The sequence below is a fragment of the Ruegeria sp. CDSB086 genome, from assembly GCF_059611065.1.
The window spans coordinates 410,527-433,879 of record NZ_JBXWOV010000003.1; the positions used below are offsets into that span (position 1 = coordinate 410,527).

Genomic DNA, 23,353 nt, shown 5'->3' on the forward strand with positions numbered 1-23,353 from the left:
CCATGCACGTCGTCTTCCGCGAAAGCCACGGGTTAGAAGAGACCGAAACCCCGACCGATCTGGGTCAGAGCCCGGCGGATCTGGTGGTGCTGTCCTTTTCGGACAGCGACCTTGGCGCTTTCGCGGCAGGATGGCATCGCGGTGGCGGGTCCGAAGGTCGCATGCCGACGATGCGATTGGCCAATCTGACCGCGTTGAAACACCCGCTGTCTGTCGACACTTATGTCGAGCAAACGCTCGAGGGCGCCAAGGGCATTCTGATCCGTTTGATCGGCGGCGTCCCTTACTGGTCCTATGGCTTGCAGCAAGTTCTGGCGCTGGCACAGGCTAAAGGCATCGCGCTGGCCGTCCTACCCGCCGACGGGCGCGAGGATACTCGGCTGGATGACTACTCCACCCTGCCCGTCTCGACCCTGCGGCGGCTTGCGCATCTCTGTGACACCGGCGGTGAAGTCGCGGCGCAAGCGGCTCTTGCCCAGATGGCGCTTGCGGCGGGTCTCTATGCCGGACCCGTGATGGGGGCCAAGACCCTGCCCGAATGCGGTGCATGGTGCCCGGATCGCGGCGTCATCCCGGCGGATAAAGCGTTCACCACCGACGCAAAGCGTATCTTGGTAACGTTCTACCGGGCTTACCTTACCTCGGCGGACACCGCCCCGGTCGCAACTTTGATCCGCAGCCTGCGCGCACGCGGGTTTGAGGCCGTCGGTCTGTTCGCTCCCTCGCTGAAAGCCCCGCTTGCCGCCGATTGGCTGCGCGAAAATGTCGTGGCGCTGAACCCGGCGGCGATCATTAATGCCACCTCTTTCTCGGGCAAGGGCGCATCCGGCACCTCTCCACTGGACGCCGCCAATGTGCCGGTGTTTCAGGTTGCTCTGGCCACCTCACGCCGCCAGGCTTGGGCCGAGGCGGAACGCGGTCTTTCGCCCGCTGATCTAGCGATGCATGTCGTCCTGCCCGAAGTGGACGGTCGGATCTCGGCAGGCATCGCCTCTTTCAAGGAACCGGGCAAGCGTGACCCGCATCTGGAGTATTCCCGTTTTGCCCACCGGGCTGAACCGGAACGGATCGAGGCTATCATCGACAGGGTCACCGGCTGGTTGAACCTGAACGACAAGCCCAAAGGGGATCAGGTCCCCGCCTTGGTGCTGTCCACCTATCCCGGCAAAGACTGGCAGATGGCCCATGCGGTGGGCCTCGATGCTTTGGCCTCGGCCGAGGCGATGCTGGCCGACCTGCAGGGCGAAGGGTATGACACCGCTCCTGCCCAGCCGATTTCTGATACGTTGTTGGACGCGCGGATTACGTGGTCGCTTGGCGAATATCTTACTGCGCTGGCAGACTTGCCGGAACAACTGCGCGCAGACCTCGAAACCGTCTGGGGCAAGCCCGAGGATGATCCGGCCTTTGCAGATGGCGCGTTCCACTTCACCGCCCTGCGCCGCGGCAAGGCGCTGGTCGCGTTGCAACCTGAACGCGGCACGCCCGAGTTGCGTGATGACGATTATCATGACCTGTCGCGTACCCCGCGCCACAGCTACGTGGCCTTCTACCTTTGGCTGCGCAAAGGTCTTGGTACGGATGCACTGATCCATATCGGCGCGCACGGTACGCTGGAATGGCTGCCAGGCAAATCTGTGGCGCTGTCCAACGAATGCTGGCCCGAGGTACTGATTGGCGATCTACCTGTCATCTACCCCTTCATCGTCAACGACCCTGGCGAGGCCGCGCAGGCCAAGCGCCGGATCGGGGCGGTCACGCTCGGCCATATCCCACCGCCAATGAAGGAAAGCGGTACCCCGAATCGGATGGTTCGGCTGGAATCGCTGCTGGATGAGTTCTCGAACGCAGATGGTCTGGACCCCAAGCGCCGCGACCGCCTGCAAGAAGATATTCGGGACGAAGCGCAAGCCATCGGGCTGGAGAACGACCTCGGTCTCGATCAGGCCACCTGCATCGCCGAGGCGATCACCCGGATCGATCGTTTCGTCTGTGACATCAAGGAAAGCCAGTTCGGAGACGGGCTGCATATCTTTGGACGTGTGCCCGAAGCCACCGCCAATTTTGACACGGCTCCTTCTGCCCATGCCGAACGCACGGCATTGATCGACGCGCTAGCAGGAAAACGGATTGAGGCAGGCCCGTCCGGGTCCCCCTACCGCGGACGGTCAGACGTGCTGCCCACCGGGCGCAATCTGTATACCACCGATCCGCGCTCAGTCCCCACCCGTGCAGCCTATACCCAAGGCGTGAAGCTGGCCGAAGAATTGGTGCGGCGACACCTGCAGGAAGAGGGCGATTATCCCAAGGGGTTGATCGTTGATCTCTGGGGTTCAGCCACGATGCGCACGGCGGGCGAAGAGTTTGCCATGGCGCTGCACTTGCTGGGCGTCAAACCCGTTTGGGACAAAGGGTCCGAGCGGGTGTCGGGCATCGAAGTGCTGCCCATCACTGACCTCAGCCGCCCACGTCTGGACGTGACCTTGCGCGTCTCAGGCTTGTTCCGCGATGTGTTCCCGACCCTTTCAGCGCTTTATGGTCAAGCTGTTCGCGCGTTGTCGGATCGCGATGAAGCCCCGGACTGGAACCCTTATGCCGGACAGGCCCCGGCGGCGCGCGTCTTTGGCCCGGCCCCGGGCAGCTATGGCGTGAACATGACCCAGCTGTCCGAAATCTATACGGATGAGGCCCGCGCGCAGGCGGGTGAGGCATGGCTTGAGGCCAGCTCTTTCGCTTTGGAAGGCGAATACATCACACAGGATATGGACGGCATTACCCAACGGGTCACGAATGCCGACAGTTTCGTGCACCTGCAGGATCTGACCGAAACCGATCTGCTGTTGGCCAACGACTATGCCACCCATGAGGCCGGATTCGCCGCCGCCAAGAAAATCACCGGTGGTACGGCGCAGCTATACCATCTGGACAACACCAACCCGGATAACCCGCGCGCCCGAACGCTGCCTGAAGAAATCAGCCGTGTCGTTCACGCCCGTGCCGCCAACCCGAACTGGATCGCAGGCATGCAAAGGCATGGCTTCCGGGGCGCTGCGGAAATAGCGGCGACGCTGGATCATATGGCCTCTTTCGCCCATCTGTCTGGCACGGTCGCGCCGCATCTGTTCGACCTCTATCACGACGCGACTTTGGGCGACGCCGAGGTCGACGCATTTTTGCAAGAGGCCAACCCGCGCGCGTATCAGGCGATGCAGGACAGGTTCCGCGCGTTGTTGGACGCGGGCCTTTGGAACACCCGCCGCAACTCAATCCGGGCCGATCTGGAGGGGCTGGGATGAGCGCCCCGGTCGTTCAGGGTTGGTGCCCCGGTGCGCATCGGCCGATGATGTCGGGCGATGGTCTGGTGGTTCGGGTGCGCCCGCGTCTGGCCCGTTTGAGCGCGGAACAAACACGTGGTCTTTGTGAGTTGGCCGAGCAATTTGGCAATGGCACGATCGACCTGACCAACCGCGCCAATTTACAGCTGCGCGGGGTAAAAGAAGACGATCATCAAGCATTGCTGGCCGAGCTGGCCGCGCTGAACCTTTTGGATGCTGAGCCCGGTATTGAAATGCGCCGCAATATCCTGGTGTCGCCCCTATACCGATCAAGTGATCGAACCGCACATCTGACACAGGAGCTGATCGACCGGTTGGAGGAATTGCCGACTCTGCCCGCCAAATTCGGCTTTGCCATCGACACTGGCCCCAAGCGCCTGTTGGCGGCGGATTCGGCCGATATCCGGGTCGAGGCAGGCACTGATGGCCTCATCCTGCGCGCCGACGGGGCCAAGACTGGCTGCCGGGTCACAGAAACCAACGCAATTGACCGGCTTATCGCCTTGGCCGGATGGTTTTCCGAACGTTTCACGCCAGAAACCCGCCGCATGGCGCGGGTGGCCGCGACGCAGGATTTGCCAGCGGAGTGGCAAGGCAGCGCGCCCGGTGACATCGGCACACCGCCGCAGCCCGGCGTCTGCGATCTGGGTGTGTTGTATGGCGCGGTGTTCGGACAATTGCCGGCGCGACAGCTCTCTGACCTCATTGCAGACAGCGGGGCGTCTGCCTTGCGGGTCACCCCATGGCGGCTGATTCTGCTGGAAGGCGGGGCGGCGATACAAGCACCGGACTTTGTCATAGATGGCACCGACCCGCTGATGACAACCGATGCCTGCCCCGGCGCACCGTTCTGCCCGCAAGCTCAGGTGGAAACCCGCGAAGTTGCCCGCGTCTTGGCCGCCCAAATCCCAGGAAGTTTGCATGTATCCGGTTGTGCCAAAGGCTGTGCCCGTATGGGTCCGGCAAATGTCACACTGGTCGGCAACGACGGACGATTTGATCTTGTCAAAAACGGTCGCGCGGGGGATGAGCCGTCCCAACGCGGGCTGACACCCGAAACACTTATGACTATGGACCTCACCTGATGCCCTATGAATACGAAACCGACGGCGCAGCGATCTATAAGCAAAGCTTTGCCACAATCCGGTCCGAGGCCGATCTGGCGCGTTTTGACGCTGATGAAGAGCAGGTTGCGGTTCGCATGATCCACGCCGCCGGAATGGTCGGTCTGGAAAAATTCGTACATTTTTCGCCGTGCTTCGTGCCAGCCGCACGGACCGCGTTGGAGAATGGCGCACCAATCCTGTGCGATGCACGGATGGTCAGCGAAGGCGTGACCCGGTTCCGCCTTCCCGCCGACAATCCGGTGATCTGCACCCTGCATGACGAGCGCGTACGCCCGTTGGCAGCTGAGATGAGCAATACCCGCTCTGCCGCCGCGCTGGAGCTGTGGCGTCCACATCTGGAAGGCGCTGTGGTCGCGATCGGCAATGCGCCGACCGCGCTATTTCACCTGCTGAATATGCTGGAAGACCCCGACTGCCCGCGCCCGGCCGCCATCATCGGCTGCCCGGTGGGCTTTGTCGGTGCCGTCGAATCCAAGGACGCATTGTGGGAGGCCCAGCCTGTACCATCTTGCATCGTCAAAGGCCGTCTGGGCGGCAGCGCCATCACCGTCGCCGCAATCAACGCCATTGCGAGCCGCACCGAATGAGCGCCGGCAAGATATACGGCGTAGGCCTTGGTCCCGGTGATCCGGACCTGATGAGCGTGCGGGCCGACCGCCTGCTCCGCAATGCACGTCACGTCGCGTTCTTTCGCAAGCCTGGTCGCAGCGGTCAGGCACGCAAGATCGTCAATGGGATGATCCCGGACAGCGCAGTTGAGTTTCCCATGGAATACCCTGTCACTACGGAAATTCCGCTGGCTGATCCGCGCTATAACGAACTGCTCTCGGCCTTTTACAAAGACTGCGCCGCGCATCTCAAAGCCCTATCGGATCAGGGTGAGGATGTGGTGGTTCTGTGTGAGGGTGATCCGTTTTTCTATGGGTCTTTCATGCATCTTTACAGCCGCTTGCGCGATCAGGCTGATGTAGAGGTCGTGCCAGCCATTACCGGCATGTCCGGCGCATGGACAGCAACGGGTAACCCGATCACCTGGGGCGATGATGTGCTGACAGTACTGGTCGGCACCCTGCCCGAAGAAGATCTGGCAATTCGCATGGCGCAGACCGACGCGTTGGTTGTCATGAAAATCGGACGCAATATCGACAAGGTGAAGCGCGCGCTAAAAACAGCCGGTCTGTATGACCGCGCATGGATCGTCGAGTTTGCACAGATGCCGAACCAGGTGGTGACGAAACTGTCCGAGGCATGCGAAAAGGTGACGCCCTATTTCTCGATCATCATCGTGCATGGTCAGGGACGGCGGCCATGAGCGGTTGGGTTAAGATTGCGGGCCTGGGGCCAGGTAACGAAGATCTCGTAACCCCCGAGGTTTCAGCTGCGTTGACGGATGCCACGGACGTGGTCGGGTACATCCCCTATGTCGCGCGCGTGGCCGAGCGCCCTGGTTTGACGCTGCATGCCAGCGACAACCGGGTCGAGATCGACCGATCCCAACACGCATTGCAGATGGCGGCTGAGGGGAAACGGGTGGTCGTCGTATCTTCTGGCGACCCCGGTGTGTTCGCCATGGCGGCGGCCGTGTTCGAAGCCCTAGAGAACGGTCCCTCCGAGTGGCGTAACATTCCCATAGATGTCCTACCCGGCATAACAGCGATGCTGGCGGCATCCGCGCGGGCCGGGGCACCGCTGGGCCATGATTTCTGTGCCATCAACCTCAGCGACAATCTGAAACCCTGGTCGCTGGTTGAAAAACGTCTTCGCCTAGCAGCACAGGCGGATTTCGCGATGGCGTTTTATAACCCGCGCTCGAAATCCCGCCCGGAAGGCTTTGTAAAAACACTGGAAATCCTACGCGAAGAATGCGAGCCCGAGCGCCTGATCCTGTTCGCGCGTGCCGTATCCCGCGCGGATGAGGCGATCCGGATTTCAACACTGGCCGAGGCGACGCCTGACATGGCTGACATGCAAACCGTCGTCATTGTCGGGTCATCCCTGACGCGCGTCATCAACCGTGACAGCGCGCCGATCGTCTATACCCCGAGGTTCACCCCGGAATGAGCCAACCAGTCCAGAACCTGCGTCACGTTCGACAATTCGGTCCTTTGCGGAAGGGTCGGCCTGTCGATCATCAGCACCGGTACGCCCAGAGCGCGCGCGGCATCCAGCTTTGCGCGTGCACCGTTGCCGCCAGAGTTCTTGGACACAACCAGTTCAATTCCATGCTGCAGCATCAGCGCCCGGTCCCCTGCTTCAGTGAAAGGTCCGCGCGACACGATCGCCTCGCAATCGGGCAGCGGCAGTGCATCCGGTTCATCCACCAGCCTCAGCAAGAAGTGATGTTGGGGCTGAGCCGCGAAATCTTCAAGATGCAGGCGGCCAACGGCCAGAAAAACGCGCCGTTTTGGACCGCTCAAGGCGGTAACCGCCGCGCCTATATCAGAAACGTGCTGCCAACGATCTTCGTCCTGCGCGCGCCATGCCGGGCGCGTCAAAGCGACCAGGGGCACCCCGGCCTCGCGACACGCAGAAATGGCGTTTGTGCTCATTTGCGCGGCAAAGGGATGGGTGGCATCGGCTACATGAGTGATCGCGTGGTCCGTCAGGTAACGGGTCAGGCCTTCGACGCCGCCGAACCCTCCAACACGCACTGGCAGGGGCTGCGGCCTTGGATTGTCTACCCGACCGGCATAGGAATAGGTTGCCGGGATGCCCTGATCGGCCAAGGTTTTGGCCAGTGCATTGGCCTCGGTCGTGCCACCAAGGATCAGGAGGTTGGTCATGCATGAAGCTCCGTGGCTAAGCGTTTTGGGCTTGGGCGAAGATGGACTGGATGGCCTGTCACCCGCAAGTCGTCAAGTACTGGAGCGTGCCGAAATCATCATGGGCCCGCCGCGCCATTTGTCACTGATCCCCGACACAGGCGCACAGCGCGTAGATTGGCCCGTGCCTTTTTCCGACGGCCTGCCGATCCTGACCGGGTTTCGCGGACGCCCAACAGTTGTTCTGGCTTCAGGCGATCCCTTTTGGTTCGGCGCGGGCTCGGTAATCGCGCGCAATTTCGACGCCGGAGAATGGACAGCCCATCCGGGTCAGTCCACGTTCTCGCTGGCTGCGGCACGTCTGGGCTGGCCGTTGGAAAGCACGCAGACATTTGGTCTGCACGCCGCCCCGCTGACCCGTCTGCGCCCGCATCTTTCGCCTGGATTGCGCGCCATCCTGCTGCTGCGCAACGGCGCTGCAGTGGCCGAGCTTGCGACATATCTGAACGAAACTGGCTTTGCCGATACGCAATTGCATGTCATGGAAGCCCTTGGCGGCCCCCGCGAACGGTCGCGCAGCGTGTCGCTGACCGAAGCCCTGCTGGGCGGGTTCGACCATCCAGTCTGCGTTGGGCTTGAAGTTGCGGGTGAAGGAAAGGCGCTGCCCAAGGCCTCGGGTAAGCCGGATGATATCTTCGAGAATGATGGCCAGATCACCAAACGCCCCGTGCGGGCGCTGACCCTGTCGGCGCTGGCCCCCAAGCGCGGCGAGCATCTGTGGGATATCGGCGGCGGCACCGGCTCGATCAGCATCGAGTGGCTGATGTGCGACCCGACCCTGACCGCAACCACGATCGAACCCCGCGAGGATCGCGCGGACCGCATTCGCCGAAATGCCGACACGTTAGGGCAAGACCGGCTGCAAGTCGTGCATGGCACAGCGCCGACCGCGCTGGACGGCCTTGGGTTTCCGGATGTGGTATTCATCGGCGGCGGCCTGAGTACCGAATTGCTGAATTGGCTGCACGCCGCCCTGCCCGTCGGCACCAGGTTGGTCGCCAATGCTGTGACGCTGGAAAGCGAAGCCTTACTGGCGCAATGGCACGAAAAACTAGGCGGAGAACTTTTGCGTATCGAACTGGCGCAGGCTTCGGCACTGGGGCCTCGGCGTGGTTGGAAATCCGCATATCCGGTGGTGCAGTGGAGCGTAATCCTATGATCATCGCAGGTTTGGGGTTTTCATCAACTGCGACTGTGGACAGCCTGCGCGCTGTATTTGAGCGGGCCAGCGTTGGGCAAAACGTCGACGCGCTGGCCACTGTTGCCGACAAGGAAGGTCACGCCGCGCTGTCCGAGTTTGCCGCAGAGACCGCCCTGCCCCTGCATTTCATTGCTGCTGCCGATCTGGCGGGACAGCGCACTCTCACCTGCTCGAACCGCAGCCGTGCCACCTATGGCACCGGCAGCGTAGCCGAAGCATCCGCCCTTGCCGCTGCCGGAACAGGCGCGCGGCTGACCTCACCCAGACAGATTTCGGACGACCGGCTTGCAACCTGCGCCGTCGCCATCGGAGGACAAACATGACCGTTCATTTCATCGGCGCCGGACCCGGCGCTGCCGACCTTCTGACCCTGCGGGGGCGTGATATCATCGCGTCGTGCCCGGTGTGCCTGTATGCAGGATCGCTGGTGCCCGAAGAGATTCTGGCCCACTGCCCCGAGGGCGCAAAGATCATCAACACCGCGCCAATGGATCTGGATCAGATCATGGCCGAGATTGAGGCAGCGCATAAGGCTGGCAATGACATTGCACGTCTGCATTCCGGCGACCTGTCGGTTTGGTCGGCAATGGGTGAACAGATCCGGCGATTGAAGGAGATGGGCATTCCGGTCAGCGTGACCCCCGGTGTACCATCGTTCGCCGCAGCGGCTGCATCGCTGGGAACGGAACTGACCTTGCCCGGATTGGCGCAATCTGTGGTCCTGACCCGGACGCCCGGCCGCGCATCTTCAATGCCCGAAGGCGAAACTCTTGAGAACTTTGCCCGTACCGGCGCAACTCTGGCCATTCACCTGTCGATCGGAAATCTGGACAACGTGATCGCGGACCTTACCCCGGCCTATGGAGCAGACTGCCCAGTGGCAGTGGTATATCGCGCCAGCTGGCCGGACGAACGGATCATTCGCGCCACGTTGGCGACCCTGAAAGACGCACTGGACGAGAGTATCTCTCGCACCGCTCTGATCATGGTTGGCCCGGCACTTGCAGGCGAAGGCTTTGCCGAAAGCTGTCTCTATTCAAAAGATTACGACCGCCGGTACCGCCCGCAAAGCGCGGACAGTCCATGGTCAAGCTGGAGCCCCGAGAATGAATGACGGGATGACCAACCCTCCGGGGTTACTGATTTCTGCGCCGTCTTCCGGGACAGGCAAAACCACCGTCATGCTGGGTCTTCTGCGTGCGCTTGCCGAGGATGGCCTGACGGTGCAACCGTTCAAGAGCGGACCGGACTATATCGATCCAGCCTTTCACCGTGCCGCAGCCGGACGCGCCTCGTTCAACCTAGACAGCTGGGCGATGGCCGATCCGATGCTGAACGCGATTTCTGCCCAGGCCGAAGGCGCGGATATCGTCGTGGCCGAAGGTTCGATGGGCCTGTTCGACGGCGTTGCCAAGCCCGGAGAGCTTGGGCACGGATCAAGCGCGGAAACCGCGCAGCGTATGGGGTGGCCTGTAGTTCTGGTGCTGGATGTGGGCGGTCAGGCCCAATCTGCGGCGGCCACTGCGCTGGGATTTCGGATGTACAATCCCGACCTGCCCTTTGCCGGTGTGATCCTGAACCGCTGCGCCAGCCCACGCCACGAACGCCTGACCCGGTTGGGTATGGAGCGAGCAGGATTGCCGGTTCTGGGCGTGTTGCCCCGGCGTGGAGATCTGACCCTGCCCGAGCGGCATCTTGGTTTGATTCAGGCGGTCGAGCACCCGGATCTGGAAAGCGCGATTGCCGGTTACGCCACATTCCTGCGCGAGCATGTGGATCTTGAGGCGATCAAGGCGGCGGCTTCCTCAGGCCCCAAGGGGCCATCGTCAGCCGCGCTGCCGCGGCCTCCGGCACAGCGGATCGCGCTTGCACGAGATGCGGCGTTTTCGTTCACCTACCCGCATTTGCTGGAAGGCTGGCGCGCGGCGGGGGCGGAAATCCTGCCGTTTTCACCGCTGGCAAATGAAGCCCCGGCTGCGGATGCCGATCTGGTCTGGTTGCCCGGTGGCTACCCTGAACTGCACGCGGGCACTTTGGCAGCTGCCGACGCATTCCTGAGCGGTCTGCGCAAACACGCGGAGACAAAGCCCGTTCATGGGGAATGCGGTGGGTATATGGCCTTGGGCGAAGCTCTGGTCGACAAGGAAGGGGGCCGGCATCAGATGGCAGGTCTGCTTGGGCTCGTGACCTCCTATGAGAAGCGAAAGTTCAATCTTGGGTATCGCAAGGCGCAATTGTTGGCCCCAATGGCAGGGTATGCCGCTGAAGCGACATTGCGTGGCCATGAGTTTCATTATTCTTCGATCGTGGAACAACCCGATGCGCCTTTGGCCCGGGTGTTCGATGCTGAAGGGGTTGAGGGTCCACAAACCGGATCATTTCGGGGCAACGTGACCGGAACATTTTTTCATCTGATCGCAGAGGCGCAGGCATGAGCGGTTTCGTTTCGTTCATTGGCTCCGGTCCCGGGGATCCGGAACTGCTGACGCTTAAGGCCGTGGACCGGATGCAAAAGGCAGACGCAGTGCTGTTCGATGACCTCAGCAGTGGCCCAATCCTGAGCCATGCGCATCAGGACGCAGACCTTGTTGGCGTCGGCAAACGCGCCGGTCGCCCGTCACCGAAACAAGACCACGTCAGCCGCCTGTTGGTAGACTATGCCAAAACCGGTGCCCGCGTTGTGCGACTGAAATCCGGCGATGGCGGTCTGTTTGGACGTCTGGAAGAAGAACTGGTGGCGCTGCGCGAGGCCAGGATCGAATATGAGATTATCCCTGGCATCCCATCAGCGGTTGCCGCAGCAGCGGCGGCTGGCATTCCCCTGACGCGGCGACTCACGGCGCGTCGCGTGCAATTCGTCACCGGCCACGATGTCAGTGGCAAGCTGCCGGACGATCTGAATTTGACCGCGCTTGCCGACCCAGATGCCACCACGGTTGTGTTCATGGGCAAGCGCACATTTCCTTTGCTGGTCAAGGCGCTGAATGAACATGGCTTGCCGCTGGAAACACCGGCGCTGATGGCCGAATCCGTTTCAACCCCGGATCAGGTACTACACCGATCCACGGTTGGTGAGTTGGCGGACAAGCTGGGCGCTGAGATCGGCACGGCCCCTGCCCTGATCCTTTACGGCCCGCTTGCAGAGACTGACGATGTTTGACCTGACCCTGATCGGTATTGGCACCGGCAATCCGGACCACCTGACGTTTCAAGGCGCTAGTGCCATTCGGGACGCAGACCTGATCCTGATCCCGCGCAAGGGCGAGAACAAGGCCGATCTGGCCGGTTTGCGGGAGGAGATTATCGCGCAGGTGACCGACACCCCGCCGCAGATCGCATATTTTGATATCCCCAAACGGCGCGCAGATGATGGCTATCTGCGCGGCGTTGATGAATGGCACGATGCCATCGCTCTGCGATGGCAGGAGGCGATCGCGGCGCATCGTGATGCAAAGCGGGTTGCCCTTTTGATCTGGGGCGATCCCTCGCTTTACGATAGTTCGCTGCGCATCGCCTCGCGGCTGCAACCCCAACCGGAGACGCGTGTAATCCCTGGTATCACCGCGCTTCAGGCACTGACCGCAGCGCATGCGATACCGATTAACGATCTGGGCGCTCCGTATGTCGTGACCACCGGTCGGCGCATTCGGGATGAAGGCTGGCCGCTAAACGCTTCAAAAGTAGCTGTTATGCTGGACGGCGAGTGTTCGTTTCAAAGCCTTGAGATGGCGGACTACGAAATCTGGTGGGGCGCTTATGTGGGAATGAAGGAAGAAATCCTGATCCACGGTCCTTTGGCTGATATAGCGTCGCAGATTGTCGAAACGCGGGCAATAGCGCGGGCGGATCATGGCTGGATCATGGACATTTATCTGCTGAAAAGGCGCGTGGACTGATCCGAAGGCAATTTCTGCGGCTGCTACCCACGGGATTGTGACTGCGCGAAATACGAGTTTCTGGCATCAACTTCGTACCCATACCCATGAGGACAGCAGGATGAAGGCTATTTCGACCGTACTGTGTTTGCTGGCCCTTCCCGCGCTGGCGCAAGAACCGCTGCCGGGCTGGGCGGTTCACTCCACCGACAAAAGCTATGATGCGTTGGTCGCGGATACGAAGACCGCTGTCAAAGAAAACGGTCTGATTGTTGTAACGCAGGCCGGGCCCACCAAGGCGGCAGCGGCCCGTGGCATCATCATTCCTGGAAACTTAGTGATCGGTGCCTTTAACAACGACTACGCGGTGCGGGTTCTGGAAACCTCGGTCGACGCAATGATCGAAGCGCCCATCCGGTTCTACGTGACCGAAAATGCGGACGGCACGGCGACTTTGTCCTACAAAACCCCAAGCCACGTCTTTGCCCCCTATGCCCAGCAAGGCGGTGAGCCACTTCAAGAAATTGCGACGGAACTGGATGAAAAGTTTCAGGCAGTGGCGGAATCCGCAGTCAATTAGTCACACTGCCGTGAACCTGCTTGCGTCCGGACGCGTCCTCCGCAATCTGCAATGACGTATTATTTCGGAGCATAACTAATGCAGGACCTTTCGCCCCGCGCCGCGGACCTTTTGGCCCAAAGACTTTACGAGGCCGGATGCCGCCATGCCTTTGGTATGCCCGGTGGCGAGGTTCTGACGTTGGTGGATGCGCTGGAACAGGCGGGGATCACCTTTCACCTGACCAAGCACGAAAACGCCGCCGGGTTCATGGCCGAAGCCGTGCATCACCGCGACGGTGCACCTGCCATTCTGGTGGCGACGCTTGGCCCCGGTGCGATGAACGGGATCAACGTGGTCGCGAACGCTTTGCAGGACCGGGTGCCGATGATCGTGCTGACCGGTTGCGTCGATGCGGATGAAGCGCTGACCTATACCCATCAGGTTATGGATCACGCACAGGTCTATCGCTCGATCACCAAAGGAACCTTTAAACTGACGGCACAGGGCGCGGATATCGTGGCAGACAAGGCCGTATCGCTGGCCAACCAGCCGCGCCCCGGACCCGTGCATATCGATATTCCGATCTCGGTTGCGGATATGCGCGTATCCAGTGTCAAGAAGCGGCGACTGGTCAAGGCTGCCGCCGTCGCGCCCGAGGGCAATTGCCTTGAGAAAGCGCGCCGTTGGGTGGCTGACGCGGAACGTCCCATTGCGATTGTGGGGCTGGACGTGCTGTATGACGGATCGCGCAATGTTGTGCAGGCGTTTCTGGAACATTTCGGCATCCCCTTTGTAACCACCTACAAAGCCAAGGGAGTTGTGCCCGAAGATCACCCCCTTTGCCTTGGCGGGGCCGGATTGTCACCGCTGGCCGACAAACACCTTTTGCCGCTGGTTGAACAGGCCGATCTGGTCTTGTGCCTTGGCTACGACCCGATCGAGATGCGCCCCGGCTGGCGCGAGGTCTGGGACCCTGAAGAAAAGCGAGTCATCGACATCTCGGCTGTGGTCAATGACCACTATATGCATCAGGCCAGCCTGAATATGGTCGCCGATACGGGTGCCACGTTGGAGGCCATGGCAAAGGGCAACCCTGCCCGCGAAACGTGGCCGGACGGCGAACCCACACGGGTCAAAACCGCGCTGGCTGAGGCGTTCCCGACCGATGAGGAATGGGGCCCCGCCGCTGTCATCGCCGAAACCCGTGCAACCCTGCCTGCCGAAACACTGGCTACAGCCGACAGTGGCGCGCATCGTATCTTGCTGAGTCAGATGTGGGATTGTTCCGAGGAACGCGGACTGATCCAGTCCTCGGCGCTGTGTACCATGGGCTGCGCCGTGCCAATGGCGATTGGCCTGAAACTGGCCGAACCAAACCGCCCGGTTATCAGTTTTTCGGGCGACGCCGGGTTCCTGATGGTCGCCGGAGAGCTGTCGACTGCCGCCGAAATGGGCGGAAACCCGATCTTTCTTGTCTTTGTCGATGCCAGCCTTGCGCTGATCGAGCTGAAACAGCGCCAGCGCCAGATGGGCAACAGGGGCGTGGATTTCGACCATCACGACTTTGCAGCCATGGGCCGGGCGTTTGGCGGTAAAGGTCACACCGTTCGCAACCGCGAGGAACTGCGCAATGCCCTGAATGAGGCGATGAAAGCCAACTCATTCACCGTGATTGCCGCAGAAATTGACCGTGGGGGCTATGATGGCCGGATCTGAAGGACCGCTGAAGGGCGTCAAAATCCTGGACCTCAGTCGCATTTTGGCCGGACCGACCTGCACGCAGTTGCTGGGCGATCTGGGGGCCAGCGTGATCAAGATCGAAAACCCCGCGACCGGCGGGGATGACACCCGCCAATGGGGCCCTCCTTACGTCGAAGATGCGCAAGGCAACCGGTCCGATCTAAGCGCTTATTTCATGTCGGCCAACCGCAACAAGAAATCCGTGGCTATCGACATCACCACGACCGAGGGGCAATCTGAAATCAAACGGTTGGCCTCGCATGCGGACATTCTGATCGAGAACTTCAAACCCGGCGGATTGGCGAAATACGGTCTGGACTACGCCACGTTGTCGCAAGACTTTCCCAGCCTCGTCTATTGCTCGATATCGGGTTACGGCCAGACCGGGCCAAATGCGTCCAAGCCGGGTTATGACCTGATGGCACAGGGGTACGGCGGGATCATGTCGCTGACAGGCGAACCCGATGGCGCGCCGATGAAGGTGGGCGTGGGCATCGCCGATGTGATGTGCGGAATGTACGCAAGTGTCGGCATTCTGGCGGCCCTGCGCCACCGCGATCAGACCGGCGAAGGCCAGCAGATTGATCTGGCGCTGGTAGATGCGCAGATCGCGTGGCTGATCAACGAAGGTGCGAACTATCTGACCTCAGGCACCGTACCGCAACGGCGCGGTAACGGGCATCCGAACATCGTACCCTATGACGTTTATGACACCGCCGATGGCCACGTCATTCTGGCCGTCGGAAATGACAGTCAGTTCCGCCGGTTCTGCGAATTCATCGATCACCCCGATCTGGCGGATGATCCGCGTTTCGCCACCAACCCAGCTAGGCTGGAAAATCGTGACGCGTTAAACGCCGTGCTGCGTCCGGTGGTGAAGACCCATGCTTCAGAGACCATGATTGAGCAGCTCGAAGCCCGCAAGGTTCCGGTTGGTCCAGTACAGACTTTGGATCAGGTTTTTTCAACCGATCAGGTCGAAGCCCGCCAGATGCAGATCGCGATGCAGGCCGCACCGGGTGATGTTCAACTGATCGGGAACCCGCTGAAACTGTCGCGCACACCTGTAACATATCGGGCTGCTCCGCCCGTCTTTGGGGCCGATACGCAGGCCGTTTTGCGCGCTGAACACCCCTTCGACGATTGAAACACTCTGCCCATTTCGGCGGCATGTTGCTGAAACATGCCATTGAATCGGCGGTTTTTTTCAATTTTTGCCCACACGGCATTTCACCAATTCGAGAGCAGGGCCGATACTGATACGACCCACCCAGAGTCTCTGCTACATCAGGTGATGTAGATATTCTCGATTGGATCGGAACATGAACATGAAGCAAGACGTTTTCGGACAGATGAACACCCTCAGCCACCCGGCAAGTGCCGAGGCCTGGGATGGTGTTCTGCTTGGGTTCATGGCCCATGCCGCCGTGACGCCGCAGCATCTTGGCAAAGTTCTGGAGCTCGAACCCGATTTTGCCCTGGGTCACGCAATCAAAGGCTTGTTCATGGTCCTGCTGGGCCGTCGCGAGATGATGCCGGTCGCCGTCGAAGCGATGGCAGCCGCCAACAGTGCCATGGAACGCCAGCCGGTCTCAGCGCGCGAGCGACTGTATGTCGAAGCGCTGGGTCTGTATCTGGCTGACCTGCCCACGCAAGCCATTCAAAAATTCGAAGAGATTCTGCGCGACCACCCACAAGACTCGCTGGCAATGAAACTCAGCCACGCGACGCGATTTGTACTTGGCGACGCGGAAGGCATGCGCCGGTCGATCGAGCGGATTCTGCCGGCGTACGAACCCGATCATGCAGGTCGTGGGTATTTGCTGGGCTGTCATTCCTTTGCGTTGGAAGAAACCGGTGCCTACGAAAAGGCCGAAATCGCAGGTCGGCAGGCGCTGTGGATGGTGTCGGACGATGCCTGGGGTCTGCACGCCGTTGCACACGTGCATGAGATGACAGGCAACGCGCAGCTGGGCCTTGATTGGTTGGCAGGACGCGAAGAGGCTTGGACCCACTGCAACAACTTCCGCTATCACGTCTGGTGGCACAAGGCGCTGATGCATCTGGATCTGGGTCAGGTCGATCAGGTGATGGAGCTGTATGACAATTACATCCGTCAGGACAAAACCGACGACTACCGCGATATCTCGAACGCCACGTCCCTGCTGTCACGGCTTGAGCTTGAGGGCGTCAATGTGGGCAACCGCTGGGAAGAACTGGCGGATCTCAGTGCAGCGCGGACCGAAGATGGTTGTCTGATCTTTGCCGATCTTCACTATCTTCTGGCCCTGACCGGCGACAATCGCCCTGAGGCGACCAGCAAGATGTTGCAGCGTATTCAGAAAGATGCGCAGCGCAATCAGGGGGACACTCCGATCCGCATGTCCGATCCGGGTATTGCGGCCGCCAAAGGACTTGAAGCCTTTGGCGAAGGCCTTTACGGCGACGCCTTCGACTTTTTATCGAACGCCCGAGCAGGTATGCAACTGGCAGGTGGAAGCCACGCCCAACGTGATGTATTCGAGCGCATCACAATTGATTCCGGCCTGCGCGCCGGCCGTCTGGATGCTGTCGAGCGCATCCTGGATGACCGTCGCGCCAAAAGAGCCGGGGGCGAAGACAATTACGCTCTTGCGCGCCGCACATTGATCGATGCGGCACGCGACAACGGAGACGCACAAAGCGTCCCGGCTGAATAACAAAAACTAAGACCAAGAAGGACAGAATACGTATGGCGACAGTTTCGCCCGCTTCTGATTTTGCGCCAGTGGCTGCCTCTGCGGCGGCCCCTGCCCGCACGCGCGACCCGCGCCTGGATTTCTATCGCGGCATCGCGATGTTCATCATCCTGATCGCACATATCCCGAACGATCCATGGGCCAAGTGGATTCCCGCGCGGTTTGGATTCTCGGACGCGACCGAGATTTTCGTGTTCTGCTCGGGCATGGCGTCGGCGATTGCCTTTGGCGGAGCGTTCCTGCGCAAGGGGTGGTGGATTGGAACGGCCCGCGTGTCGTTCCGTATCTGGCAGGTCTACTGGGCGCATATCTGCCTGTTCTTCTTTGTCGCCATGTCAATGGCGGCGCTGGATCAATCAGGGCTGTTCGAAAAGACCTACGTTTCGTCTTTGAACCTGCAGCACTTCTTCAACGATCCTGCGCCTCAGATCGTGGGTTTGTTCACGCTGACCTATGTTCCGAACTATTTCGACATCCTGCCGATGTATCTGGTGGTTCTGGCAATGATGCCCATGTTTATGGGCCTCTACCGGTTCGGTTTCTGGGCCGTCGCTGGGACATCCGTCGCGATCTGGCTGGTCGCACAGACCGACATTCTGGACCTCCCAGCCGAACCGTGGTCTGAGCGGCAGTGGTTCTTCAACCCCTTTGGCTGGCAACTGCTGTTCTTTACTGGTTTCGCCTTCATGCGCGGCTGGATACCTGCCCCCCCGGTATCGAAAACCTTGATCTGGGCGGCAGCACTGTTCCTGATCTTCTCGATGCCCTTTGGTTCGTGGAAGGTATTCACATGGATCAACGCAGCGGCCCCCGATCTGGCTGACGAAATCCGCAAGGTCTGGCCCGTGACGAAAGAGTTCCGCGACAAAACCGATTTTGGCCTGTTCCGCTATCTGCATTTCCTGTCACTCGCCTATCTGGGCTGGGTTGTCGCCGGGGAACATGGGCATCGCCTGATTGCAACCGGTCAGGGTACCGCGGCCAAAGTCTGGCAGTTCCTGCTGACCGTCATCACTAAAGTTGGGCAACAATCATTGGCCGTGTTCGTATTTTCGATGGCTGCAGCACGACTTATCGGCGTCGGTCTGGACCTGAGTGGGCGAGATGTTGCCAGTGTTTTCGTCGCCAACATGATTGGCTTTGCGATGATCATCGGCGTGGCATACATGGCCGCTTGGTTTAAGTCACAACCTTGGAAGTCTAAGAAATGAATTTTACACGTCGCGCATTTCTGGTCTCAACGTCGGCGCTTGCATTTGCGCCCGCGACCTTCGCCACCGGCGGTGAGGTCCCATTTGACCGCAATGTCGTCATTGAGATGGCCCGCGATCTGGCCAGCCGGCCTTATGCGGAACGCGAGATGGTGCCGCAGGAATGGCAGGATCTGACATATCAGCAATACCGCTCGATCCGGTTCCGGCTAGACCGCGCGCTGTGGTACGAAACCGAAACACCCTTTAACGTCGATTTCTTTACGCCTGGCCTGTACTTCCCGCGCACTGTTAAAGTCGAAACCGTCGAAAACGGGATGACCACTCCGGTCGCATTCGATCTGGAGATGTTCGACAAATCCGAGGATGTCCCGGAACTGCCGATAGACGACACGCTGGGCTTTTCCGGCCTGCGTCTGCGCACCGAAATGCACCGTCCCGGCAAGACCGACGAGTTCTGCGTCTGGCAAGGTGCCAGCTATTTCCGCGCTATTGGCCTGCATGAGGTTTATGGCCTTTCGGCCCGTGGTCTGGCACTCAAAACCGGCGACCCGGATGGAGAGGAATTCCCTGAATTCATCCGCTTCTGGCTGGAGCGCCCAAAACCCGGCCAGCGCGACATGGTCGTCCATGCGCTGATGGACAGCCCCAGCGTGACCGGTGCGTATCGGTTCAATATCACCGCCGGTGCGGACTGCGTGATGGATATCGAAGCCACGCTGTTCCCACGCGAAGAGCTGACGCATGTGGGTATCGCCCCCGGCACGTCGATGTTCCTATTCGATCAGACCAACCACAGCCGGTTCGACGACTTCCGCCCTGCCGTACACGACAGCGATGGTCTGTTGGTGCGCAACGGTGCTGGAGAGGTTCTGTGGCGGCCATTGGCGAACCCAACCCGCCTGCAGATTTCGTCGTTCGTCGACACCAACCCGCGCGGCTTTGGCCTGTTGCAGCGCAAGCGTGAATTCTCGGATTACGCGGATCTTGAGGCGAATTACCACAAGCGCCCCAGCCTGTGGGTCGAACCCGGTGCGGATTGGGGCAAAGGTGCCGTCACGCTGGTTGAAATTCCGGCTGATCAGGAAATCTACGATAACATCGTTGCCTACTGGCGCCCTGCCGAACCCTATACGGCTGGCAGCCAGGTCGACCTGTCCTATCGCCTGATCTGGGGGGATGAGCCCCAGCGCACACCGATGGCGCGCGTGATCAACACCGCGATGGGCGACAACACGTTTGGTGAAGGGCGTCTGGCCGTCATCGATTTTGAAGAAAGCGAGCTGTTCAACGACCCAGAGGCGATGACCATTTTCGTAGACTCGCCGCATGCCGAAACATCCGAAGGTGTGCTGCAACGCAACCCCGACACAGGCGGTTTGCGGCTGGCGTTTTCGTTCGAGCCCGGCGACCGCGACCATGTCGAATTGCGCGCGCAGTTGCTGAAAGACAAACAGCCAGCCTCTGAGGTCTGGCTATACCGTTGGACCTCATGACCAGAGATCTTCATATCATGCCGCCCGAGACGCCTCTGGCCATGCCCGCGCAGGATTTCAGCGCAGGGTTTCGGGATGCACAGGTTCCTGATGCCAAACGTCCCTCGGCCGGGTTCTGGCGTGCGCTGGCGTTTTCGCCCGCAATGGCGGCGACGCTGGGACTGTTATGGGTGATGACGGACTGGTTCGACGCCGAAGGCATCAACCTGATCGAGGCCATCCTTCTGGCACTGATTTCATTCAACTTCTTCTGGATCTCCTTCACGGTCTGCACTGTGTTGCTGGGCATGGTCTCCCTGTCCCGGCAGGAGCGTCCCGTACGTCAGGGTCGCGCCCAGCCGTTGCGTGTCGCCCTTTTGATGCCGGTCTATAACGAGGTTCCCTGGAACGTGCTGGGCAATGCCCGGACCATGCTTGAAGATTTGCAGGCGCGCGGTGGGCAGCATCACTATGCCATGTTCATCCTCTCGGACACGCGCGACCCCGAGATCGCCGCACAGGAGCAAGCCAGTGTCGAGGCGCTGCGCACCACCCTCGCCCCCGGGCTGGAACTGTATTACCGCCGTCGCGAACAAAACACCGACCGCAAGGTTGGCAACATCGCCGACTGGGTCAGCCGCTGGGGTGCCGAGTGGGATGCGATGCTGGTTTTGGACGCAGACAGTCTGATGACCGGTCGCGCCATCGCCCGATTGACCGACGCGCTGGCGCGCGATCCGGGCGCAGGATTGATTCAGAGCTATCCTCAGCTGATCGGTGCGCAATCGGTCTTTGCGCGGATGCAGCAATTCGCCAATGGCGTCTATGGGATTGCTTTTGCCGAAGGGCTTGCACGCTGGTGCGGGCAGGAAGGCAACTATTGGGGTCATAACGCCATTATCCGCACCCAAGCATTCGCCAATTGCGCGGGTTTGCCGAAACTGCGGGCATTGAACGGTCAGGAAAAACTGATCATGAGCCATGACTTCGTCGAGGCCGGTCTGTTGCGTCGGGCCGGTTGGGGTGTGCGGTTCCTGCCCCGCATTCGCGGGTCCTATGAAGAAACGCCGCCGACACTAATTGATCACGCCCTGCGCGATCGGCGCTGGTGTCAGGGCAATTTGCAGCACCTGAAACTGTTGGGCTCAGCCGGGTTCCAGTCGGTATCTCGGTTCCACATGTTCCACGGCGCAGTCGGATATCTGATGTCGCCGCTTTGGTTTGCGCTGCTGGTGATGTGGGCCCTTATCGGTCAGGGTGAGGATGCCTCGGTCTTGCATTATTTCAGCCCAGACAATCCACTGTTCCCGCAATGGCCCGAGATGACGGAAACCCGCCATGTGCTGATCATTCTGGTCATGTACGCGATGCTGCTTGCGCCAAAGGTGCTGGGTGTTCTGGCCCTGCCACTCAGCGGTGTGCGCTATGCCGAATTCGGTGGCGGGCGCAAATTCCTGACCTCATTCCTGGCCGAGGTTGTTCTGTCGATCCTCTACGCCCCTATTCTGATGGTGCAACAGATGATCGCCGTCATTCGCACCACCTTTGGTATCCAAAAGGGCTGGTCCCCGCAGGCGCGGGATGGCGGCAGCTATGGTCTGCGCACGCTGATCCTTTGCCACACCGTCGAAACGATCAGCGGCGTTGCCCTTAGCGTGGGTATCTTGTCCGGTCTTGTATCAGTCTGGTTGGCCCCGATTGCGATCAGCCTTGCCTTTGCGATTCCTTTGTCCGCGCTCAGCGGCGTATCGGCCGGAGCAGCCCGCCGTATGGTTGGCATGAAAGAGGACTATAACGAGCCCGCAATCACACGCTCGGCCCGTCGCTACAGGGATGAACTGAAGAAAGTAATCGAGGGTAAGGGCGTGATGACTCCTGCCGAGTGATCACCCACCCGGCAAACCTTCGTACCAATCGATCATCATATCGGCCCAGCCTTTGGGCACCATGTGACCGCCGGGAAACAGCGCAAATTCCAGCGCGCTGCCGTCGTCACACCCGCTCCAGTATCGGCGCATGAAAGGGCCGGTGGTCGAGAACCCGCTGGGCTTGGTATCGACACATCCATTTGCAACGCGCCAAATCTCAAGTCCGGCAAAGATATCGCCCTGATGAAACCGGCCACCGCCCAGCAAGCGCCCTTCCAGCGGCACCACGTTATCCGTCCAGCCATGGGTGTGGAACATCCGAACCGGGCCATCGCAAGATTCAGGATCAGGGCGCCAGAACCCACCTGAAACGGGCACATAGGCCGAGAACGTATCGGGCGCGGCGCAGGCAAGGTAGTAGACCATGAACGCCCCTGCCGAGAATCCGCCCAGAACGACCCGGTCCGTATCCACGCCAAACCGATCCGCGGCATCCTCAACCGCCTCGGTCAAAAAGGCGGTTTCATCGCGTCCTTCCCAACCCGGAAAGAAGTTCCAGCTTTGTCGCCCGTTGCGCTCCGACCCTTCTGGCGCCATTACAGCGTAGCCGCGCGCTAGCAGCGGTTCCACCATGCCACGGTTTTTCAAAGTACCGGTGGCGGTGCCACCATAGCCGTGCAGAAACACCACCAGTGGCGGGTTCTCATCCTCGGGTAGTTCGATATGGTATCCGCCTGAGGCGGTTTCGCACATACCCTCCAGATCGGCACAGGCGGCCAGCCCCGACTGCCCGACCAGCGCCAAACCCGTTGCCAGTGTTAATTCCCGGATCATACTGCACTCCTGTCGTAGTCGCGAACCGGCAATCCGGTGCGCACCCATCCCGGCCCAGCGGCCGACCCCAACATGCCTTCGGGCACATCAATAATATTCGTAAATCCTGCCTCGGTCAGCCGGTTGCTCAACCGCGCCGAACGCACGCCCCGCGCACAGATCAACGCAATTGCCGCGCCCTTGTCACCTTTGACGAGTTGCGTCAGAGCGGGAATGAAATCATCACGGCGCATGTCCAAAGATTGGGCGCCCTCTCCGATCCCGGTGGACTGCCATTCCTTCGGGGTGCGAATGTCCAGCAACAACACGTCTCCGGCCACGGCCTGCGTATGTGCATCCTGCACGCTAAGTTGCCGTCCTGAATAGTCAGGCGGAATAAGCCGGTATTCGCGTATCGCAATTCCCCCCGCCACTGCGGCACAGCCTCCAATCAAGATCCACCTGCGGGATCGGTTTAAGTTTCGGGCCACGTCGCACCCTCCTGACCTGACACCGGGTTTCTATCACAGCGCAGATTTGGAATCCGCGCCGAATTTATCCTGGCAGTTCAAGTTCACGTCATTTT

The 23,353-nt window shown here is 60.4% G+C and carries 21 protein-coding genes; 18 read left to right on the top strand and 3 right to left on the bottom strand.

What is annotated here, in order from left to right:
* Nucleotides 1-2 precede the first annotated feature (2 nt).
* Genes cobN through cobJ form a run of 5 tightly spaced genes read left to right on the top strand, consistent with a single transcriptional unit; the run spans nt 3 to nt 6,523 of the window.
* Nucleotides 3-3,296 (top strand): cobaltochelatase subunit CobN, encoded by a 3,294-nt coding sequence (gene cobN, locus AC2FIO_RS08895; RefSeq protein ID WP_496697006.1) that lies wholly within the window; start codon nt 3-5, stop codon nt 3,294-3,296.
* Nucleotides 3,293-4,420, top strand: coding sequence for a precorrin-3B synthase (gene cobG / locus AC2FIO_RS08900; protein ID WP_496697008.1), 1,128 nt, complete (start codon nt 3,293-3,295; stop codon nt 4,418-4,420). The genes cobN and cobG overlap by 4 nt, the downstream gene beginning before the upstream one ends.
* Entirely contained in the window at nt 4,420-5,049 is a 630-nt protein-coding gene (locus AC2FIO_RS08905) for a precorrin-8X methylmutase (protein ID WP_496697010.1), read from the top strand. Before cobG ends, AC2FIO_RS08905 begins: the two co-directional genes overlap by 1 nt.
* Nucleotides 5,046-5,774 carry a precorrin-2 C(20)-methyltransferase gene (locus AC2FIO_RS08910; protein WP_109313940.1) on the top strand — a complete coding sequence of 243 codons (729 nt, stop codon included), beginning with the start codon at nt 5,046-5,048 and terminating at the stop codon, nt 5,772-5,774. The genes AC2FIO_RS08905 and AC2FIO_RS08910 overlap by 4 nt, the downstream gene beginning before the upstream one ends.
* Entirely contained in the window at nt 5,771-6,523 is a 753-nt protein-coding gene (cobJ, locus tag AC2FIO_RS08915; RefSeq protein WP_496697012.1) for a precorrin-3B C(17)-methyltransferase, read from the top strand. The genes AC2FIO_RS08910 and cobJ overlap by 4 nt, the downstream gene beginning before the upstream one ends.
* On the opposite strand, the gene AC2FIO_RS08920 is transcribed toward cobJ, so the two are convergent.
* Nucleotides 6,496-7,245 carry a cobalt-precorrin-6A reductase gene (locus tag AC2FIO_RS08920; RefSeq protein ID WP_496697014.1) on the bottom strand — a complete coding sequence of 250 codons (750 nt, stop codon included), beginning with the start codon at nt 7,243-7,245 and terminating at the stop codon, nt 6,496-6,498. The two genes, cobJ and AC2FIO_RS08920, sit on opposite strands and share 28 nt — an antisense overlap.
* On the opposite strand from AC2FIO_RS08920, the gene cbiE reads away from it, so the two are divergent.
* The 13 genes from cbiE (at nt 7,244) to mdoH (ending at nt 21,972) form a co-directional block, all read left to right on the top strand.
* Nucleotides 7,244-8,443 (top strand): precorrin-6y C5,15-methyltransferase (decarboxylating) subunit CbiE, encoded by a 1,200-nt coding sequence (cbiE, locus tag AC2FIO_RS08925; protein ID WP_496697016.1) that lies wholly within the window; start codon nt 7,244-7,246, stop codon nt 8,441-8,443. The two genes, AC2FIO_RS08920 and cbiE, sit on opposite strands and share 2 nt — an antisense overlap.
* The gene (locus AC2FIO_RS08930; protein ID WP_109313944.1) at nt 8,440-8,808 is read left to right on the top strand and encodes a cobalamin biosynthesis protein; all 369 of its coding nucleotides are present in this window, start codon (nt 8,440-8,442) and stop codon (nt 8,806-8,808) included. The genes cbiE and AC2FIO_RS08930 overlap by 4 nt, the downstream gene beginning before the upstream one ends.
* A complete protein-coding gene (gene cobM / locus AC2FIO_RS08935; RefSeq protein WP_058274182.1) occupies nt 8,805-9,599 on the top strand; it encodes a precorrin-4 C(11)-methyltransferase in 795 nt (264 codons plus the stop codon). The genes AC2FIO_RS08930 and cobM overlap by 4 nt, the downstream gene beginning before the upstream one ends.
* The gene (locus tag AC2FIO_RS08940) at nt 9,592-10,920 is read left to right on the top strand and encodes a cobyrinic acid a,c-diamide synthase CobB (protein ID WP_496697018.1); all 1,329 of its coding nucleotides are present in this window, start codon (nt 9,592-9,594) and stop codon (nt 10,918-10,920) included. The genes cobM and AC2FIO_RS08940 overlap by 8 nt, the downstream gene beginning before the upstream one ends.
* Entirely contained in the window at nt 10,917-11,645 is a 729-nt protein-coding gene (gene cobA, locus AC2FIO_RS08945) for a uroporphyrinogen-III C-methyltransferase (protein ID WP_496697020.1), read from the top strand. The genes AC2FIO_RS08940 and cobA overlap by 4 nt, the downstream gene beginning before the upstream one ends.
* On the top strand, nt 11,638-12,381 hold the full coding sequence (gene cobF, locus AC2FIO_RS08950; protein ID WP_496697022.1) for a precorrin-6A synthase (deacetylating): 744 nt from the start codon (nt 11,638-11,640) through the stop codon (nt 12,379-12,381). The genes cobA and cobF overlap by 8 nt, the downstream gene beginning before the upstream one ends.
* A gap of 100 nt (nt 12,382-12,481) precedes the next feature.
* A complete protein-coding gene (locus AC2FIO_RS08955) occupies nt 12,482-12,940 on the top strand; it encodes a DUF302 domain-containing protein (RefSeq protein ID WP_496697024.1) in 459 nt (152 codons plus the stop codon).
* 78 nt (nt 12,941-13,018) lie between these two features.
* A complete protein-coding gene (locus AC2FIO_RS08960) occupies nt 13,019-14,638 on the top strand; it encodes a thiamine pyrophosphate-binding protein (RefSeq protein ID WP_496697026.1) in 1,620 nt (539 codons plus the stop codon).
* Nucleotides 14,625-15,809, top strand: coding sequence for a CaiB/BaiF CoA transferase family protein (locus AC2FIO_RS08965; RefSeq protein ID WP_282169207.1), 1,185 nt, complete (start codon nt 14,625-14,627; stop codon nt 15,807-15,809). Before AC2FIO_RS08960 ends, AC2FIO_RS08965 begins: the two co-directional genes overlap by 14 nt.
* 181 nt (nt 15,810-15,990) lie before the next feature.
* Nucleotides 15,991-17,361 (top strand): tetratricopeptide repeat protein, encoded by a 1,371-nt coding sequence (locus AC2FIO_RS08970; RefSeq protein ID WP_109313951.1) that lies wholly within the window; start codon nt 15,991-15,993, stop codon nt 17,359-17,361.
* 32 nt (nt 17,362-17,393) lie between these two features.
* On the top strand, nt 17,394-18,611 hold the full coding sequence (locus AC2FIO_RS08975) for an OpgC family protein (protein ID WP_496697028.1): 1,218 nt from the start codon (nt 17,394-17,396) through the stop codon (nt 18,609-18,611).
* Nucleotides 18,608-20,107, top strand: a complete 1,500-nt coding sequence (locus tag AC2FIO_RS08980) for an OpgD/OpgG family glucan biosynthesis protein (protein ID WP_496697030.1) — start codon at nt 18,608-18,610, stop codon at nt 20,105-20,107. The genes AC2FIO_RS08975 and AC2FIO_RS08980 overlap by 4 nt, the downstream gene beginning before the upstream one ends.
* Nucleotides 20,104-21,972: a glucans biosynthesis glucosyltransferase MdoH gene (gene mdoH, locus AC2FIO_RS08985; RefSeq protein ID WP_496697032.1), complete on the top strand. Its 1,869-nt coding sequence runs from the start codon at nt 20,104-20,106 to the stop codon at nt 21,970-21,972. Before AC2FIO_RS08980 ends, mdoH begins: the two co-directional genes overlap by 4 nt.
* Here the strand turns inward: mdoH and AC2FIO_RS08990 are convergent, their stop codons facing one another.
* Nucleotides 21,973-22,788: a CE1 family esterase gene (locus AC2FIO_RS08990; protein ID WP_496697034.1), complete on the bottom strand. Its 816-nt coding sequence runs from the start codon at nt 22,786-22,788 to the stop codon at nt 21,973-21,975.
* Nucleotides 22,785-23,132: a rhodanese-like domain-containing protein gene (locus tag AC2FIO_RS08995; protein WP_496697036.1), complete on the bottom strand. Its 348-nt coding sequence runs from the start codon at nt 23,130-23,132 to the stop codon at nt 22,785-22,787. The genes AC2FIO_RS08990 and AC2FIO_RS08995 overlap by 4 nt, the downstream gene beginning before the upstream one ends.
* Nucleotides 23,133-23,353 lie beyond the last annotated feature (221 nt).

Bases quoted from the DNA above. Each gene is read 5' to 3' on its own strand.
- cobN (WP_496697006.1), top strand. From the start codon at position 3: ATGCACGTCGTCTTCCGCGAAAGCCACGGGTTAGAAGAGACCGAAACC.
- cobG (WP_496697008.1), top strand. From the start codon at position 3,293: ATGAGCGCCCCGGTCGTTCAGGGTTGGTGCCCCGGTGCGCATCGGCCG.
- AC2FIO_RS08905 (WP_496697010.1), top strand. From the start codon at position 4,420: ATGCCCTATGAATACGAAACCGACGGCGCAGCGATCTATAAGCAAAGC.
- AC2FIO_RS08910 (WP_109313940.1), top strand. From the start codon at position 5,046: ATGAGCGCCGGCAAGATATACGGCGTAGGCCTTGGTCCCGGTGATCCG.
- cobJ (WP_496697012.1), top strand. From the start codon at position 5,771: ATGAGCGGTTGGGTTAAGATTGCGGGCCTGGGGCCAGGTAACGAAGAT.
- cbiE (WP_496697016.1), top strand. From the start codon at position 7,244: ATGCATGAAGCTCCGTGGCTAAGCGTTTTGGGCTTGGGCGAAGATGGA.
- AC2FIO_RS08920 (WP_496697014.1), bottom strand. From the start codon at position 7,245: ATGACCAACCTCCTGATCCTTGGTGGCACGACCGAGGCCAATGCACTG.
- AC2FIO_RS08930 (WP_109313944.1), top strand. From the start codon at position 8,440: ATGATCATCGCAGGTTTGGGGTTTTCATCAACTGCGACTGTGGACAGC.
- cobM (WP_058274182.1), top strand. From the start codon at position 8,805: ATGACCGTTCATTTCATCGGCGCCGGACCCGGCGCTGCCGACCTTCTG.
- AC2FIO_RS08940 (WP_496697018.1), top strand. From the start codon at position 9,592: ATGAATGACGGGATGACCAACCCTCCGGGGTTACTGATTTCTGCGCCG.
- cobA (WP_496697020.1), top strand. From the start codon at position 10,917: ATGAGCGGTTTCGTTTCGTTCATTGGCTCCGGTCCCGGGGATCCGGAA.
- cobF (WP_496697022.1), top strand. From the start codon at position 11,638: ATGTTTGACCTGACCCTGATCGGTATTGGCACCGGCAATCCGGACCAC.
- AC2FIO_RS08955 (WP_496697024.1), top strand. From the start codon at position 12,482: ATGAAGGCTATTTCGACCGTACTGTGTTTGCTGGCCCTTCCCGCGCTG.
- AC2FIO_RS08960 (WP_496697026.1), top strand. From the start codon at position 13,019: ATGCAGGACCTTTCGCCCCGCGCCGCGGACCTTTTGGCCCAAAGACTT.
- AC2FIO_RS08965 (WP_282169207.1), top strand. From the start codon at position 14,625: ATGGCCGGATCTGAAGGACCGCTGAAGGGCGTCAAAATCCTGGACCTC.
- AC2FIO_RS08970 (WP_109313951.1), top strand. From the start codon at position 15,991: ATGAAGCAAGACGTTTTCGGACAGATGAACACCCTCAGCCACCCGGCA.
- AC2FIO_RS08975 (WP_496697028.1), top strand. From the start codon at position 17,394: ATGGCGACAGTTTCGCCCGCTTCTGATTTTGCGCCAGTGGCTGCCTCT.
- AC2FIO_RS08980 (WP_496697030.1), top strand. From the start codon at position 18,608: ATGAATTTTACACGTCGCGCATTTCTGGTCTCAACGTCGGCGCTTGCA.
- mdoH (WP_496697032.1), top strand. From the start codon at position 20,104: ATGACCAGAGATCTTCATATCATGCCGCCCGAGACGCCTCTGGCCATG.
- AC2FIO_RS08990 (WP_496697034.1), bottom strand. From the start codon at position 22,788: ATGATCCGGGAATTAACACTGGCAACGGGTTTGGCGCTGGTCGGGCAG.